The following is a 16,382-nucleotide window of genomic DNA, read 5'->3' as shown; positions in this document are numbered from 1 at the left end:
GAAGTGAAGGGTATGACATTGCCTGTTATCATTAGTACAATACTTGTAGCATGTATGGGTCTAGCTGTAGCCATGATCCGCATGCGTGCCGCTGCCAGACCTGTGACAGCAAAGAAAATCATACTGCCGCCGCTTTTTATGAGTACAGGTGCACTTATGTTTCTGTTTCCCGTATTTCGGGTTCCATGGTGGGAAGTATGGTCCTCTCTAGGAGTTGGAGTGATTTTTTCCAGCTTACTCATCTTGACTTCGAATTTTGAAGTGAGAGATGAGTCGATTTTCCTGAAGCCTTCAAAAGCATTCGCTGTTATCTTGGTTGGACTCGTCTTCGTACGTGTGCTTCTAAAGGTGGCGATTGGTCAGACAATTGAAATCGGGAAGATGGGCGGTGTTTTCTTCCTGCTAGCTTTCGGTATGATCGTTTCTTGGCGGATTGCAATGCTTTGGAAGTATAAACGGCTTGAGAGGCGTATGCAAGTCTCCTAATGTTGTAAAAAGACTTTCTTCCCGTAAGAAAGTCTTTTTTGTATAGTAGTATTGTCTATACAAGTTTCAGGAAAATCATGGTACGAACGTTTTGTTTTTCTCTTAATTGTAGTAACATACATTACAAAAGGACTTATACATACATAGATGCGCGATTAAGGTCACATATAAGGGGGCGAAGGAGCTTGAAAGAAGACGACTATAAGATAGATAAACAAAAACAAGCAGCTTCATTTGATTTAATGAGCTTTGACGGACATACTTTTGCTGGACTTCCTGAGCCGATGCTGAAGTGGATTGATCAAAACGGCTTTGATATCGTATTCGTCTGTGACGACGAAGGCATTATCCAATACACTTCCACATCGATTACACGGATGCTCGGTTATCTTCCTGAGGAAGTACATGGTACGTCTTCTTTAGCCTATCTGGATCCTTGTGATGTCCCTGTACTTCGTAATCGGATTAATTCCACTACAGAATGGCCGCAGCGATTCCATCTGACAGCTTTAGATAATCGCGGGAAACATATATGGATGGAAGCGAGTATTTCTTTAGTTGAAGCGTCTGATGCCCCATATTATATCGGAGTTGCCAAGGATGTATCTGACAAGAAAGAAATCGAAGAGATGATGTTTCGATCTGAAAAAATGAGTGTAGCCGGACAGCTTGCTGCCGGAATTGCGCATGAAATTCGCAATCCGCTGACCAGTCTGAAAGGTTTTTTACAGCTAATCCAAGCCGGTATCAGCCGTAAAGAAGAATATTATAAAATTATGGTTGAAGAAATTGAAAAAATAGAAACTATTACGTCTGAGCTTCTATTCATTTCAAAGCCGGTGGCAGAGAATAAAGAAACGGAAACGATACACGAAATGCTGCAAGATGTTATTACGCTTCTATATTCACAAGCGCGTTTGCAGAATGTACAAATCAATTTTGAGAAGGAACAAAATTCCAGTTTGCTCTGTGATCGATCGCAAATCAAACAGCTGTTCATCAATCTTATCAAGAATGCCCTTGAAGAAATGCCAAATGGCGGTAAGATTGATATTCGTCAAAGACAAGCAGACGGAGTTTGTATCGTGGATGTAGTCGATGAAGGACCAGGTATTCCTGATAATGTACTTGAAAAGCTGAAAGAGCCTTTCTTTACGACGAAGAAAGAGGGGACAGGCCTCGGCTTGATGATATGTACGCAAATACTTGAAAAACATAACGGCAAACTTGATATTCACCGAAATGAAACAATAGGGAGCACATTCAGTGTGTTTCTGCCAGTTATGAACTAATTAATATTTATACATGGCCTCTCCGTTAAGAGGCCATGTTGTTTTTACATATCATGAGAACTATGCTGTTTTTGTCTGCTATGATTTTTGTTTTTGACTTTTTTTGAACCGCTGAGCGGCTCGTTAACCTTCTCTGGGTGCTTTCGCTGTTTCCCTTTGTTTTCTCCCATTTCTTCACCTCCACATCACCTATTATCCCTCTGCTAAGAAGCAATATGCGAGTGTTATCAAAATATTTAGGAGGAGTGCAAAATGCGCTAGGATTCCCCATTTTACGCGTGTTTTTTGCTCTTAATTAATTTACTTATGAATCGTTTTCATTTAGAATAAAAAGTGCAAATCAATGTTAGCTCGTGCTGTTCTATCATAAGATTGTGATAGGGCAGGCAATTCACAAGGGGGTTTGTTCATACGATGGTGAGTAATAATTCATACAATGCAAAAAAACAGTTTGAATTAAACGGAAAGACGTACAATTACTATCAATTGAAAGCGCTTGAAGAGAAAGGGCTCGGAACAGTTTCCCGGCTGCCATTCTCCATTCGTGTGCTGCTTGAATCGCTGATTCGTCAGCATGATGGTTTTGCCATTAAGGACGAGCATGTAGAAGGCTTAGCGAACTGGGGGAATGGGGACATTACCGATGTACCATTCAAGCCTTCCCGCGTTATCCTGCAGGACTTCACTGGCGTTCCGGCAGTTGTAGATTTGGCATCCTTGCGAAAAGCAATGGTGGATTTAGGCGGAGATGCAGACCGCATTAACCCTGAAATCCCTGTTGATCTTGTTATTGACCATTCTGTTCAGGTTGATAAATACGGAACACAGGATGCACTGAAAGTGAACATGGAATTGGAATTTGAGCGAAACAAAGAACGTTATGAATTTTTAAATTGGGCGCAAAAAGCATTTGATAACTACCGTGCTGTTCCGCCTGCAACTGGAATTGTCCACCAGGTAAACCTGGAATACTTAGCAAATGTTGTTCATGAAACTGAAGATGCAGAAGGTACTTATACTGCCTATCCGGATACGCTCGTCGGAACGGATTCTCATACGACGATGATCAACGGTCTTGGTGTACTAGGCTGGGGTGTCGGCGGTATCGAAGCAGAAGCGAGTATGCTTGGACAACCATCCTACTTCCCTGCACCAGATGTTATTGGCGTTAAATTTGTTGGGTCCATGCCAGCTGGCTCTACTGCAACTGACTTGGCGTTAAAAGTAACGCAAGTACTGCGTCAGAAGAGCGTAGTCGGTAAATTTGTTGAATTCTTTGGTCCTGGACTAGCGGACATGCCGCTTGCAGACCGTGCTACTATTTCTAACATGGCGCCTGAATATGGTGCAACATGCGGGTTCTTCCCAATTGATGCCGAGACACTTAACTACATGCATCTGACAGGCAGAAGCCAAGAGCAGATTGACTTAGTTGAGAAATATGCGAAAGAGAATGATTTCTGGTATTCCTCGGACTTACGTGATCCAGAGTATACGGAACTGGTTGAAATCGATCTTTCTGCATTGGAACCAAATCTTTCCGGACCAAAACGTCCGCAAGATCTTATCCCGCTTTCTGGTATGCAGAAGTCTTTCAATGATTCAATTACTGCTCCAGCAGGGAACCAAGGATTCGGTCTAGACAAGAGCGAATTTGATAAATCGATTGATATTAATCATCCGGATGGCAGAACATCCACAATGAAAACAGGAGCAGTAGCAATTGCTGCGATTACTTCCTGTACGAATACATCCAACCCATACGTTATGCTTGGTGCCGGGCTTCTAGCGAAGAACGCAGTTGAAAAAGGACTGAATGTACCAGCTTACGTAAAAACATCGTTGGCTCCAGGTTCCAAAGTTGTTACGCGTTACTTGGCGGATGCAGGCTTGACGCCGTATCTGGATCAGTTAGGCTTCACACTTGTTGGTTATGGCTGTACAACTTGTATCGGTAACTCCGGTCCGTTGTCTCCGGAAATCGAAGAGGCGATTGCTTCCAATGATTTGACGGTAGCATCTGTTCTTTCCGGTAACCGTAACTTTGAGGGTCGTATCCACCCGCTTGTGCGGGCGAACTATTTGGCATCTCCGCCGCTCGTAGTTGCGTATGCACTTGCTGGTACGGTCGATGTTGACTTGAATAATGATCCAATCGGAACAGACAAAGACGGTAACAATGTTTACTTTAAAGATCTATGGCCTACAAATGAGGAGATCCGTAAAGCAGTTGCACAAGTCGTAACGCCGGAAATCTTCCGCAAAGAGTACGAAGATGTGTTCCATTCTAATGAAAAATGGAATGAAATTGAAACAACGGATCAGCCACTGTACAAATGGAATGAGGATTCAACTTATATTCAAAATCCGACCTTCTTTGAGAATATCGCTGGAGGAAGCGGTACAGTACAGCCGCTGCAAGGCTTGCGCGTAATCGGGAAATTTGCCGATTCCGTAACGACGGACCATATTTCTCCTGCAGGTGCCATTGCCAAAGACATGCCAGCAGGTCAATATTTGCAGTCTAAAGGTGTAACGCCTCGTGAGTTCAACTCTTATGGTTCCCGCCGTGGTAACCATGAAGTAATGATGCGCGGTACATTCGCCAACATCCGTATCCGCAATCAGCTGGCTCCGGGCACAGAGGGCGGTTATACAACGTACTGGCCGACAGATGAAGTGATGCCGATTTATGATGCAGCAATGAAATATCAAGCTGATCAGACAGGATTGGCTATCTTTGCTGGTGAAGATTACGGTATGGGAAGCTCACGTGACTGGGCAGCAAAAGGTACGAACTTGCTTGGTATTAAGACTGTTATTGCACAGAGCTTCGAGCGTATTCACCGTTCCAACCTTGTTATGATGGGTGTGCTGCCATTGCAGTTCCAGCCAGGTGAAAGTTCGGATTCTCTTGGATTGACAGGTCGTGAGAGTATCAGTGTAGCTATTGATGAGAATGTTTCACCACGAGATATCGTGAAAGTAACAGCAACTGCTGAAGATGGCAAAGTAACTGAATTTGATGCGGTCGCACGATTTGACAGTGAAGTAGAAATCGACTATTACCGTCATGGCGGTATTTTGAACATGGTGCTTCGTAATAAGTTGCAGCATGCATAAGGAGGAAGGAGCAGCCGATATGGCTGCTTCTTTTTTTTGGTTAGTATGGCTTCTTTTCGCCCAAAATAAACGGCGAGGAGGAATCAATTTGAAACGAATAACGATACTGTTAACCTTATTTCTAATAAGTATGCCGTCTATAGTCCATGCCCAAACATTGGAATTGAAATCCGTGGAGGCGCTGCTTGCACATAGCGATAAAAAACCAATCGTTCTCGTCTACTGGGCTACGTGGTGTGAGACGTGTATGGAGGATTTAACCGAGCTGGAAGCATTTTTTGACAGCACAGGGAATCGTGTCCATGTGTACAGTGTGAACGCAACAAAAAGTGAACGAAGCGGCGAGCAAATAAGGAACTTTACAGAAAAGAGTGACCTGCATGTACCTGTTTACTTGGATGAAAAAGGGGAGGTAGCAGCTCACTTCCGTCAAAAGGCAATTCCGTTCACTGTTATCGTTAAAAATGGCAAGCAGCAAGTAATACCAGGACCTGTTACAAAAGAACAATTGGAGAAGTGGACAGATTAGTGTCCGTTAGTTCACCTGTATGGCTCGAGTATGCTAAAATAATTGTTAGAGAAAAGGGGGCATACTTGTGGCACAGACAGAGAATACCCTGATTGAACAAGTAATTGCATGGAGTTCGATGGATATTACACCGCCTCTATCTGAGATAGAGGCGTTACGTATGGCATCGGAATTAACAGATGAAGAAGAAACATTAAAACAAGGACTATATCGAATCATAGCGTTTTATCGGATCATGCGTGTGCATCAGCAAGATCCAATTAGCAAGCAGCTGTTGGCGGCATCTGAGCGTACTCATCCAATTGTGCAGGAGATTGATCAGTTTGCACAGGTGAACCAATATTACTTAACGCTAATAAACACCGATTTGCCGCAATGGTCGATACGAGAAACAGACTTTGATCCTGCGAAGCTTAAAAAATCACAAAGTTTGCACGACCAGCTGACAGAAGCAATGCAAACTTATCCGCGCCGACTAAGCGGGACGAACAAGTTGGCAGCTGCTTATAATCGGTCTTATGAAGAATTAGAGGATTTACTTGTTCTTTTGGAACAAACAATTGAAACGATTGAAAAAAGAAAGACAGGCTCCCCTGTATCTGCGATGAATGCTACCGTTCAGCAGATAACTAAGTCATTAATAGCTGTAAAGGATGCACTGCCGAATGTGCTGACACAGGCAAGTGCGAACCGTCCGCTTGAAGTACTGGACCAACTGATTGGTTTACAAGAGGTCAAAGATTATATCCATGATTATTACCATTATTTGCGCTATCAGCAAGAACGAAAACAATTTGGCTTCCAAATGGTAGATGAACCAGGATTGCATATGGTTATCACTGGAAATCCTGGGACAGGGAAAACGACAATTGCCAGATTACTGGCAAAGCTTTATCATCAACTCGGACTGCTGGAATCGGACCATGTGGTGGAGGTAAACCGTTCTCATTTGGTTGGTTCTTACCTTGGGCAAAGTGAAGAAAACACAACCAATTATGTGCAGCAAGCACTTGGCGGGGTCTTGTTTATTGATGAAGCATACAGTCTTAAACGAGAAGGGCAAAGCGGCAATGATTATGGACAAGCAGTTATTGATACACTGGTATCGAGTATGACAAGCAACGAATATGGCGGCAGATTTGCTGTCATTCTGGCTGGGTACCCAGAGGAAACTCGTCAGTTTCTTTTTGCCAATCCAGGATTGCGCAGCCGAATACCAGATCAGAACTATTTGGAGTTACCAGACTTTAAGACAGAGGAATTGCTGCAAATTGCTGAAAATACAGCGCTTTCGAATGATTTCTTCTTTACAGAAGAAGCTTTACGACTTGTAGAAGATAATATTGAGCAATCAAAAGTGGATGATACATTCGGTAATGCAAGAACAGTACGTGATATTGTACTGCGTATTATCTTCCAAAAAGGCGCTGATCGAAACTTAACGGCTGACTCCTGGATTGATCACATGAAGCTCTCATCTGCAGATGTGAATAATCCGCACAAAGCAGAAGACGCATCAGAACCGCTGGAACAGCTCGAGCAGCTGATTGGTCTGCAAACGATAAAAAATGAAGTGAAGAAGCTATCCTCCTTCGTTCAAATCCAGCAAGAACGCAAAAGCAAAGGAGCCCCAGCTGTACCAATTCAGCTGCACGCCGTATTTACCGGGAATCCAGGAACAGGTAAGACGACAATTGCCAAAATATACGCTGGGATACTGAAAGAGCGCGGATTGCTAAAGCGCGGACATCTTGTTGTCGCTTCCCGAAGTGACTTAGTTGCAGGTTATGTCGGCCAGACAGCTGCTAAGACAAAAGCAGTGATTCGCGATGCGCTTGGGGGCGTGCTGTTTATCGACGAAGCATACAGCTTATTCCGAGGAGCACAGGACTTCGGGAAGGAAGCAATTGATACGCTTGTGGATGAGATGACAAAGCACAATGAAAACCTTGTTGTCGTACTCGCTGGATATCAGCAAGAGATGAAACGATTCATCGACAGCAACCCAGGGCTTGCTTCTCGCTTCAAGAAATATTTTGTGTTTCCTGATTATAACAGTGAGGAGCTTGTCGCTATCTTTAAGCGGGCAATGGAAAACTATGCTTATGCCCTTGCAGAAGAGGCAGAAGATTTCTTGAAGGAGCAGCTGAGCACGGAAACGGTGCCAGGTAATGGACGGTTTGTAACAAATCTGCTCGATGAAGCAATTCAGTTTCAATCGCTGCGCTTGATAGAAGAAGAGCAAACAGATATGGATATGTTAAATAAGGCAGACATAGAGAATGCTTGGAATATGGTTAGGAGAAGTGCTTTATGAAAAGTTCAACATCAAAAATAAGTGTACGCTACGGTGAGACAGATCAAATGGGTGTCGTATATCATGTGAATTATCTTGTGTGGTTCGAAATCGGCCGGACAGATTTTATTGAAACATTAGGTTTGCGCTATGCTGCTATGGAAGAAGATGGCTTTCTTTCTCCAGTGGTGGATGCGAAATTAAACTTCCATTATCCAGTACGATATGGGGAAAAGCCGGTCATAGAAACGTGGCTTCATTCTTACGATGGTATTCGCACGAAGTATGCTTATGAAATTAGGAATGAAGACGGGAAGCTATGTGTCTCTGGTACAAGTACGCACACCGTCGTGAAAAAGGAAAACTTCCGGCCTGTTTCCATTCGCCGTTCTCTGCCAGAGTGGCATGCTGCTTATTCAAAGGCATTGGAAGCATAAACAATGGCATTTGGTGTGAAGCGGGAAGAACTGAAACGCTGGAAACAGCAAGTTCGTAACGGGGAAGTTGCTTTCTTGACGCACTATTGGCTTGACGATCGTTTTCCTGGTGAAAAGACGGTTACCAAAGCAGGCTGTGCGGACCGAAGGAAGTTGATAAAATGGGGGGCGCAGTATGGGCTGAAAGAAGCTTGGATTGATGAACACGGTGATTTGCCTCATTTTGATTTGATTGGTGACTATCAGTGGCGTATTCTTCAGGCAGAGCAGCAATATGAACAAATAGAAAGATTTGGACTCACACAACAGAAAAAGCAGTAATCCACGAGGGATTACTGCTTTTTTTCATGCTGTTCACAACCGCAGCCTGGGACAGGGTCGAATCCGCCTCGGTGAAACGGCTGGCATTTCGAGATACGTTTAATCGTGAGCCAGCCGCCTTTCCATGCGCCGTACATCTGAATTGCTTCCAATCCGTATTGTGAACACGTTGGATAAAAACGGCAAGTAGGCGGCGTTAGCGGGCTAATAAAACGGCGATAAAAACGGATCAAGGCTAGAAATACCTTGTCCATCGTTTTACTCCATCTCGTCGCGTTTGTCGTAGCTTAATGTAGCGACAGCATCGTGCAAGTGAATTGATTCCTGATTACTGCAGGATACGGTGAATTTCTCCACATAATCCAACTCATACAAATCAGCTGCTACCAGCCGAACCATATCCTCAACGAAACGAGGGTTTTCGTAGGCTGTTTCTGTTACCATTTTTTCATCCGGGCGCTTCAATACCGGGTGAATTCGAGCGCTGGCATTACTCTCGGCAGCTTCAATCAAATCTTCTTTCCAGTCTTGCACATCTTCGTTGAAGGCATCCGTCAGCTGCACTTCCATTGAAACAATACCGCGCTGATTGTGCGCACTATACTCACTGATTTCCTTTGAACAAGGGCATAATGTGGTGACAGTTCCGGACAGTTTAGCTGTTGTACGGAAACCAGTCTCTTTATGATAAGACACTTCCAGAGAAGCATCCGCATGATTTAAACCTGTCATCCCAGATGCAGGGCCACTTCTTTCGAAGAACCACGGGAAAGTTACCTTGACCTTCGCATCGTCTTGTTTCAAACGATCAGCAAGCTCGGCTACAAAAGTTTGTAAACTTTGTACAGAAACAGTGAAGCCGTTTTTGTGGTACATATCCAACTGCTCGGTAAAACGGCTCATGTTCGTCCCTTTACTGTCCTGCTGAATGCTGGAAGTAAACTCAAATGTTCCGATTGTTGTCTGCATTGCCGGGCTTGTATTGCTGATCACCTGGATAGGGTGCTTCACATTCGCAATACCGACTGCATCGATATGGAATAAAAAGTTCTTTTTCGTATTTTGTAAATCAGCCATCTCAGCTTTATTTTCCGGTTTTGTCTTCTCACCGGGCGGCACGGAGCCGAATAATTTATGACGTTCTGCCTTCGCAGGCAGCTGTTTTTTTGTTGGTGTGTGTAGGTGTTGCATATTTGTACTCCTTTCAGGCGTCCTATGGACTAGCTTAAAGTATACCCGATGCATCAAGGGGAATTCAATTGTCTGAGCCGGGTAAATTATCCGGAAAAGAAAAAACAATCCCGATTATCTGGAATTGTTTTTCACGAGGAAGGACGCTTTCGGTTCCTCCCGTTTGATGATTCGGACAATGTTCTGTCGGTGCTTATACAGAATAAACACTGCGAGTAAACCGAGAACAATCGTTAGTATCAGGTCTTGCGCAATAAAAATGGAAACAATAACGCTGACGACTCCTGCTGTCATGGAAGCAAGTGATACGTATTTGCTGAGCAGCAATACGAGTACAAAGCTTGCGATGACAATCAAGAAGAGCAGTGCGTTTACACCAAGAATAATACCAGCGGATGTGGCAACTGCTTTTCCGCCTTTAAAGCGTGCAAATACTGGATAAACATGACCGATGACTGCGCCTAGTCCAATGACGAGTAAGTAAAGGTCAAGTCCGAATAGAACTGGCAGGATAGTCGCAATTGTCCCTTTTAAGATGTCAGCGATTAAAACAATAATCCCAGCCTTCTTACCAAGTGTGCGGAATGTATTTGTAGCACCGAGGTTGCCGCTACCGTGCTCTCTGACGTCTATATTGTAGCCTACTTTCCCAACAATCAGTGCGGATGGAATTGAACCGATGATATAGGCGAGCAGGATGAATAATATGTATTCCATTACCATTCTCATTCTCCTTTAACAGCTAAGGCGTTCCTATTACTTGCTAATCCATTTTAGCACGAAGTATCATAGGATAGCATAACTTTTTACATAGTATAGGATTAATTCCCTAGAAGCAAGGGTAATAAAGTGAATGATATGATTTTGTTGTACATACATAACGAGGTGACTAAATGATTCAATTTAAAGGCGTAAGTAAAACGTACCGAGACGGAACGGAAGCAATCAAGAATTTCAATCTCGAAATTCAAGAAGGTGAATTGCTTACATTGATCGGGCCGAGTGGCTGCGGCAAAACGACAACAATGAAAATGATCAACAGGCTGGCAGAACCGTCAGAAGGCGATATCTACATAAGTGGCAAACGCTTAAAAGACTATAACATCAATGAACTGCGGTGGAATATTGGGTATGTTTTGCAGCAGATTGCGTTGTTCCCGCACATGACAGTGGAAGAGAATATTGCGGTTGTACCAGAGATGAAAAGGTGGAAGAAAAAAGATATCCAGAACCGCGCAAAAGAATTAATGCAGATGGTCGGAATGGAACCTTCCATTTACATGAAAAAAATGCCGTCTGAACTATCTGGCGGTCAGCAGCAGCGTATTGGTGTGATTCGGGCGCTTGCCGCTGATCCGCAAATTCTGCTTATGGATGAGCCATTCAGTGCGTTGGATCCACTCAGCAGAGAAGGGCTGCAGAAGGATATACGCAAATTGCAGCAGAAAATCAAGAAAACGATCGTTTTTGTTACGCATGATATTGACGAAGCAACGGCACTTGGAGACCGTGTCTGTCTCATGAAAGCTGGCGAAATCGTGCAAGTAGACACCCCGCAGAACTTGATTTTAGAGCCAAAAGATTCGTTTGTACGAAGCTTTATCGGAGACAAGAAATCACCTTGGCAGACTGCTGTCGACATCGTCGCTTCTCGAACTGCTTCACATATGCTCTCAATGGAGGCTTTTGAAGCTGGTCAGTATGACAAAGACGTTGCCTATATTTTAACCGGCAGTGAAGGCGAATTACTTTGTGCTGTAGAAAACGGGAAGCAGCAAGACGTAGGCGAATTGCCGAATGACATGAATGTATTAGATGCTGTTGCTGTGTTTGAGGAAGCTGGAACGAGTGTTTTGCCGGTAACGAAAGACAATAAAGTGATGGGTACGATAACCCAGCAAGAGCTGCTGCGCTTTTTGGCCAGTAAAACGGAAGTCAAGAATGGAGTGGTGACACAATGAATGCATTTCTTGACGTTTTTCAGCAGCGCAGTGATTCTTTTTGGACAGCTTTAGGCGAACACTTGCAAATATCAGTTATCGCTTTACTTATCAGTATTGCAATTGCGGTACCGCTTGGTTTGTTACTGAGCCGGTCTAAAAGATTAGCGGAACCGATTATTGCTGTAACAGCCGTTCTGCAGACGATACCCAGCCTGGCTATTTTAGCATTCTTAATACCACTGATTGGTATCGGAACACGTCCGGCGATTGTGGCGCTTATCGCCTATGCTCTGCTTCCGATACTGCGAAACACCTATACAGGTATCGCGGGCGTAGACCCGGCACTAAAAGAAGCTGCAACAGGCATGGGAATGAACAGTTTCCGGCGTCTTCGCAAAGTCGAGCTGCCATTGGCGATGCCTATCATCATGGCAGGAATTCGGACAGCGATGGTTATGATTGTTGGGACAACAACGATTGCTGCATTGATTGGTGCTGGAGGATTGGGAGAACTCATTCTGTTAGGAATTGATCGCGGCGGTGATGTAAATCTGATTTTGCTTGGTGCAATTCCGGCAGCATTATTAGCTATTTTATTGGATTTGGTTATTCGGGTATTTGAACGTACCAGCAGAAAATTCGGGTTTAAGTCACTTTTAGTCCTGTTACTTGTAGCTGTTATCGGTGTTGTGACACCATTTGTGGTTGCCAAAGATAATCAAGCTGATTTAGTTATCGGCGGCAAGCTAGGTGCCGAGCCTTCTATCTTAATTAATATGTATGAACTATTGATTGAAGATCAGACTGATTTACAAGTAGAATTAGAGACGAATCTCGGGAAAACGGATTTCCTTTTTGAAGCATTACAGAGCGGCAGTATCGATATCTATCCAGAATTTACCGGAACAGCTCTCGTAACATTCCTAGGCGAACAAGCCGAGACGAATGATGCGCAATTGGTGTATCACCAAGCAGAAGCCGGCATGGCAGAGCGTTTTGACATGGCGTATCTCGAGCCAATGGCATACAATAATACGTACACACTTGCCGTGAAGCAATCTTTCGCAGAAGAAAACAATTTAGAAACGATTGGCGATCTTCGAAGTATCGATGACGATATGACGGCTGGCTTTACTTTAGAGTTCAGCGATCGCCAAGATGGCTATCTAGGTATTCAGGATGTGTATGGGGTAAAATTCGGTGAACTGAAGACGTTGGACCCTGGTATTCGTCAGCAAGCAATTGAATCTGGCGATGTAGATGTAATTGATGCGTATTCCACAGACAGCTACATTCGGGACTTGAACCTCGTTACACTGGATGATCCAGAGAATTTGTTCCCGCCGTACCAAGGCGCACCGCTAATGCGTCAAGAAACACTTGATAAATACCCAGAGCTTGCAGACATATTGAGTCAGCTCGCAGGGAAAATAACAGATGAGCAGATGACAGAAATGAACTATCAAGTCGATTATGAAGATAAGAAACCAAAAGAAGTAGCAAGAGAATTTTTAGAACAAGAAGGACTACTTTAAAGGAGGCAGAGAAGCACATGACATTTAAAAATCCTGAGAATAGCGTAATTCGTGATACTTTAACAAAAGCAAAAACGATTGCGGTAGTTGGACTATCTGACTCTCCCACTCGCACATCTTATGGTGTTTCACAGGCGATGCAGCAGGCAGGATATCGTATTATTCCTGTCAATCCGACAATAACCGAAGTGCTTGGCGAAAAAGCATACCCTTCCTTGGCGGAAGTGCCAGACCAAATCGACATTATCAATGTTTTCCGGCGGCCGGAGTACTTACCTGACTTGGCAAGGGAAGCCAGTAAAACAAATGCTCGTGTTTTTTGGGCGCAGCAAGGCGTTTATGATGAAGAAGCAGCTGCCTATTTGAAACAAGAAGGATTTACGGTCATGATGGATCTTTGCATTAAAGTAGCACATAGTGTACTCGTCGGACCTTCCAATAATTAAGCTTGCCCCATCTGCTCTCAGCAGGTGGGGTTTCTGTCTCATTCGCGTATAATAAGACGTACCAACTTGAAAAAGGGGGAAGGAACATGTACTTAGACGATAAATTGCACGCCTCATACGTAAACAAACTGCCGGAAGTCTTTTATTCGGAGATGGAGCCGAATCCTGTAAGCGAACCGAAGCTAATCAAATGGAATGAAGAACTAGCAGGACAGCTCGGTATCAAACAAGAAGGCATGCTGAACGTGGTGGCAGGCAATCGCTTCCCAGCAGTATCCAAGCCAATTGCACAAGCCTATGCTGGTCATCAATTTGGGAATTTCACTATGCTTGGCGATGGACGAGCCACACTTGTTGGGGAGTGGCAGAACATTGCTGGTGAGAAACTGGATATGCAGCTGAAAGGAGCGGGAAGAACTCCTTATTCCCGAGGCGGAGATGGACGGGCAGCGCTCGGACCTATGCTGCGTGAATATATTATCAGCGAAGCGATGCATGGACTTGGCATCCCAACAACACGCAGTTTGGCTGTTGTCTCGACAGGCGATCCTGTCTATCGCGAAACAGTACTGCCTGGGGCAATACTGACTAGAATAGCCAAAAGTCACCTTCGTGTTGGAACCTTTGAATATGCACGCAGATTTTGTTCGGAAACAGACTTAACCGCTCTGGCAGATTATAGTATCGAACGCCACTATCCTGAATTAGCTGGTGAACAGGACCGTTATCTACGTTTCTTCCAAGCAGTTGTCGATCGTCAGGCTTCTTTAATTGCCCAATGGGTGAGTGTTGGATTTATCCATGGTGTGATGAATACCGACAATATGACCATTAGCGGAGAAACGATTGATTACGGACCTTGTGCCTTTTTAGATAAATATGATCCGAAGACTGTTTTTAGTTCCATTGATGTACAAGGGCGCTATGCATATGCGAATCAGCCGCCAATTGCCGCTTGGAATTTAGCACGGTTTGCGGAAACATTGCTGCCGCTACTTGACGCCGTACCTGAGGAAGCGGTGAAAAAAGCTGAGGCAATCTTAAAAGAGTATCCGCGCATTTACCGAAAGTACTGGCTGGAAATTATGTATCGGAAAATTGGTATACAGGAAGCGGCAGCAGGTGATGAAGTGCTTGTCGAAGATTTGCTAAAGTGGATGGAGCAGACAGGTGCGGATTATACGAACACTTTCCGTGCATTGACCATTGGTGATTTGGCAACGCTTGAACCAAACGAAGATTTTCTTTCTTGGAAAAAGCGGTGGGATGAACGCACAAGCGCTGTGCGTCCAGAAGCAGTCAGACAGACGATGCAAAAAGCGAATCCACATGTAATCCCGCGCAATTATCTGGTAGAAGAGGCGTTGGATGCGGCGGGAAATGGCGATTATACGTTGTTTGACTCCTTATTGGAAGCTGTCTCCAAACCTTACAGCTACGCATCCATTGATCCAAAGTACACCGCCAATCCCCCTGAACCAGACGAACCGTTTCAGACTTTTTGCGGTACATGATACACCACCTGCCCTCGGGCAGGTATACATATATAACATAATAGGCGTATAGTTAGAGAGCAGAGACTTTCAATTTGTATAGAAAACGCAGCAATCGATTGATTTTATTTTAAAAATGACTATTATAAAGGCTCTCAGCAACCGTTTAATTTGGGTGAATCCCAAAATGTGGATTGATTGACTGGCATTATTCTGCTACTTTTAATTAGGCACACACTGGACTCTGCTAACCAAGGGGGCCAGTTTACACAAACGTATGTTCGGTGTTATGATGAACATAGCGTATTGTCTCTTCAGCGTGTGCTGAAGAAGACTTGGAAACAGTTCTTTTTGTTCGAAGAAGGGAGCCGATGTTGCATTGGTTAAACAAACATCGCATTATTCAGATGACTCAATTCAAGTGCTTGAAGGACTTGAAGCGGTCAGAAAGCGACCGGGCATGTATATCGGTAGCACCGACAGCCGGGGCTTACATCATTTAGTTTATGAAATTGTTGACAACAGCGTGGATGAAGCGCTGGCAGGCTATGGAGAAAAAATTAATGTGATCATCCACAAAGATAACAGTATTTCGGTGGAGGATTTCGGGCGGGGAATGCCTACTGGTATGCACGCTACCGGAAGACCAACACCTGAAGTTATATTCACTGTTTTGCATGCCGGCGGGAAATTTGGTCAAGGCGGCTACAGCACAAGCGGAGGGCTGCATGGTGTTGGCGCTTCCGTTGTAAACGCTTTGTCTGAACGTCTAGTCGTGACAATTCATCGCGATGGATTTATTTACACGCAGCGTTTTGAAAATGGCGGAAAGCCTGCTACTTCGCTTGAAAAGTCAGGGAAAACGAAAAAGACAGGAACAAGTATCCACTTCAAACCCGATCCGTCTATGTTCTCGACGACAACTTACAATTATGAAACACTGACCGAGCGTCTTCGTGAAGCAGCTTTCTTGTTGAAGGGAGTAGCTTTCCATATCCAGGACGAGCGAAGCGGAAAAGAGGAGACTTACCTTTATCCCGACGGTCTGCAGTCATTCGTTGATTACTTGAATGAGGAAAAAGATACGCTCCATCCTGTTGTTGCCTTTGAAGGCGAACAGCAAGCGATTGAGGTATTCTTCGCCTTTCAGTTCAATGATGGCTATACAGAGACAATGTTAAGCTTTGTCAACAACGTTCGTACAAAGGATGGCGGAACCCATGAAGCGGGTGCCAAGTCCGGGATGACGCGTGTATTTAATGAGTACGCTCGCCGTAATAATTTGTTGAA

16 protein-coding genes are annotated in these 16,382 nt (G+C 44.3%); 12 read left to right on the top strand and 4 right to left on the bottom strand.

All coding sequences use genetic code 11. The annotated features are described in order from the left end of the window. Positions 1-12: 12 nt before the first annotated feature. On the top strand, positions 13-486 hold the full coding sequence (locus tag B1K52_RS14235; RefSeq protein ID WP_077309347.1) for a CcdC family protein: 474 nt from the start codon (positions 13-15) through the stop codon (positions 484-486). Positions 487-671: 185 nt separating this feature from the next. Then, positions 672-1,778, top strand: coding sequence for an ATP-binding protein (locus B1K52_RS14230; protein WP_256855927.1), 1,107 nt, complete (start codon positions 672-674; stop codon positions 1,776-1,778). A 44-nt stretch (positions 1,779-1,822) separates the two neighbouring features. Here B1K52_RS14230 and B1K52_RS14225 read toward each other — a convergent pair whose 3' ends face one another. Further along, positions 1,823-1,948 carry a small acid-soluble spore protein P gene (locus B1K52_RS14225; protein WP_077309345.1) on the bottom strand — a complete coding sequence of 42 codons (126 nt, stop codon included), beginning with the start codon at positions 1,946-1,948 and terminating at the stop codon, positions 1,823-1,825. A 244-nt stretch (positions 1,949-2,192) separates the two neighbouring features. On the opposite strand from B1K52_RS14225, the gene acnA reads away from it, so the two are divergent. The 5 genes from acnA to B1K52_RS14200 all read left to right on the top strand — a co-directional run bounded on the left by acnA (position 2,193) and on the right by B1K52_RS14200 (position 8,484). Further along, on the top strand, positions 2,193-4,901 hold the full coding sequence (gene acnA / locus B1K52_RS14220) for an aconitate hydratase AcnA (protein WP_077309342.1): 2,709 nt from the start codon (positions 2,193-2,195) through the stop codon (positions 4,899-4,901). A gap of 88 nt (positions 4,902-4,989) precedes the next feature. Next, the gene (locus tag B1K52_RS14215) at positions 4,990-5,430 is read left to right on the top strand and encodes a TlpA family protein disulfide reductase (RefSeq protein WP_179106564.1); all 441 of its coding nucleotides are present in this window, start codon (positions 4,990-4,992) and stop codon (positions 5,428-5,430) included. A gap of 67 nt (positions 5,431-5,497) precedes the next feature. After that, complete coding sequence (locus tag B1K52_RS14210) at positions 5,498-7,747, top strand: AAA family ATPase (RefSeq protein ID WP_306278127.1); 2,250 nt, start codon at positions 5,498-5,500, stop codon at positions 7,745-7,747. Then, entirely contained in the window at positions 7,744-8,163 is a 420-nt protein-coding gene (locus tag B1K52_RS14205) for an acyl-CoA thioesterase (RefSeq protein ID WP_077309338.1), read from the top strand. The genes B1K52_RS14210 and B1K52_RS14205 overlap by 4 nt, the downstream gene beginning before the upstream one ends. Positions 8,164-8,166: 3 nt before the next feature. Beyond that, a complete protein-coding gene (locus B1K52_RS14200) occupies positions 8,167-8,484 on the top strand; it encodes a hypothetical protein (RefSeq protein ID WP_077309336.1) in 318 nt (105 codons plus the stop codon). Between the two features lie 11 nt (positions 8,485-8,495). Here the strand turns inward: B1K52_RS14200 and yidD are convergent, their stop codons facing one another. From yidD to plsY, 3 genes are all read right to left on the bottom strand, one after another. Further along, a complete protein-coding gene (gene yidD, locus B1K52_RS14195; RefSeq protein ID WP_077309334.1) occupies positions 8,496-8,738 on the bottom strand; it encodes a membrane protein insertion efficiency factor YidD in 243 nt (80 codons plus the stop codon). Between the two features lie 4 nt (positions 8,739-8,742). Next, a complete protein-coding gene (gene folE2 / locus B1K52_RS14190; RefSeq protein ID WP_077309332.1) occupies positions 8,743-9,675 on the bottom strand; it encodes a GTP cyclohydrolase FolE2 in 933 nt (310 codons plus the stop codon). Between the two features lie 114 nt (positions 9,676-9,789). Further along, entirely contained in the window at positions 9,790-10,392 is a 603-nt protein-coding gene (gene plsY / locus B1K52_RS14185; RefSeq protein WP_077310610.1) for a glycerol-3-phosphate 1-O-acyltransferase PlsY, read from the bottom strand. Positions 10,393-10,568: 176 nt separating this feature from the next. On the opposite strand from plsY, the gene B1K52_RS14180 reads away from it, so the two are divergent. From B1K52_RS14180 to B1K52_RS14160, 5 genes are all read left to right on the top strand, one after another. Further along, complete coding sequence (locus B1K52_RS14180) at positions 10,569-11,636, top strand: ABC transporter ATP-binding protein (protein ID WP_077309329.1); 1,068 nt, start codon at positions 10,569-10,571, stop codon at positions 11,634-11,636. Further along, on the top strand, positions 11,633-13,153 hold the full coding sequence (locus tag B1K52_RS14175; RefSeq protein ID WP_077309327.1) for an ABC transporter permease/substrate-binding protein: 1,521 nt from the start codon (positions 11,633-11,635) through the stop codon (positions 13,151-13,153). The genes B1K52_RS14180 and B1K52_RS14175 overlap by 4 nt, the downstream gene beginning before the upstream one ends. A gap of 17 nt (positions 13,154-13,170) precedes the next feature. Further along, the gene (locus tag B1K52_RS14170) at positions 13,171-13,599 is read left to right on the top strand and encodes a CoA-binding protein (protein WP_077309325.1); all 429 of its coding nucleotides are present in this window, start codon (positions 13,171-13,173) and stop codon (positions 13,597-13,599) included. Between the two features lie 86 nt (positions 13,600-13,685). Continuing rightward, a complete protein-coding gene (locus tag B1K52_RS14165; protein WP_077309323.1) occupies positions 13,686-15,113 on the top strand; it encodes a protein adenylyltransferase SelO in 1,428 nt (475 codons plus the stop codon). Positions 15,114-15,552: 439 nt separating this feature from the next. Next, positions 15,553-16,382, top strand: an 830-nt coding sequence (locus B1K52_RS14160; RefSeq protein WP_373022654.1) for an ATP-binding protein, incomplete at its 3' end; no start/stop codon positions are given.

Source organism: Terribacillus halophilus, assembly GCF_900162685.1.
GTDB lineage: Bacteria > Bacillota > Bacilli > Bacillales > Amphibacillaceae > Terribacillus > Terribacillus halophilus_A.
This window is presented reverse-complemented; position numbering and strand designations above follow the sequence as displayed.

Coding starts and splice junctions, on each gene's coding strand:
- B1K52_RS14205 (WP_077309338.1), top strand. CDS start 7,744: ATGAAAAGTTCAACATCAAAAATAAGTGTACGCTACGGTGAGACAGAT.
- B1K52_RS14170 (WP_077309325.1), top strand. CDS start 13,171: ATGACATTTAAAAATCCTGAGAATAGCGTAATTCGTGATACTTTAACA.
- B1K52_RS14165 (WP_077309323.1), top strand. CDS start 13,686: ATGTACTTAGACGATAAATTGCACGCCTCATACGTAAACAAACTGCCG.
- B1K52_RS14200 (WP_077309336.1), top strand. CDS start 8,167: ATGGCATTTGGTGTGAAGCGGGAAGAACTGAAACGCTGGAAACAGCAA.
- B1K52_RS14175 (WP_077309327.1), top strand. CDS start 11,633: ATGAATGCATTTCTTGACGTTTTTCAGCAGCGCAGTGATTCTTTTTGG.
- B1K52_RS14235 (WP_077309347.1), top strand. CDS start 13: ATGACATTGCCTGTTATCATTAGTACAATACTTGTAGCATGTATGGGT.
- acnA (WP_077309342.1), top strand. CDS start 2,193: ATGGTGAGTAATAATTCATACAATGCAAAAAAACAGTTTGAATTAAAC.
- plsY (WP_077310610.1), bottom strand. CDS start 10,392: ATGGAATACATATTATTCATCCTGCTCGCCTATATCATCGGTTCAATT.
- yidD (WP_077309334.1), bottom strand. CDS start 8,738: ATGGACAAGGTATTTCTAGCCTTGATCCGTTTTTATCGCCGTTTTATT.
- B1K52_RS14180 (WP_077309329.1), top strand. CDS start 10,569: ATGATTCAATTTAAAGGCGTAAGTAAAACGTACCGAGACGGAACGGAA.
- B1K52_RS14225 (WP_077309345.1), bottom strand. CDS start 1,948: ATGGGAGAAAACAAAGGGAAACAGCGAAAGCACCCAGAGAAGGTTAAC.
- folE2 (WP_077309332.1), bottom strand. CDS start 9,675: ATGCAACACCTACACACACCAACAAAAAAACAGCTGCCTGCGAAGGCA.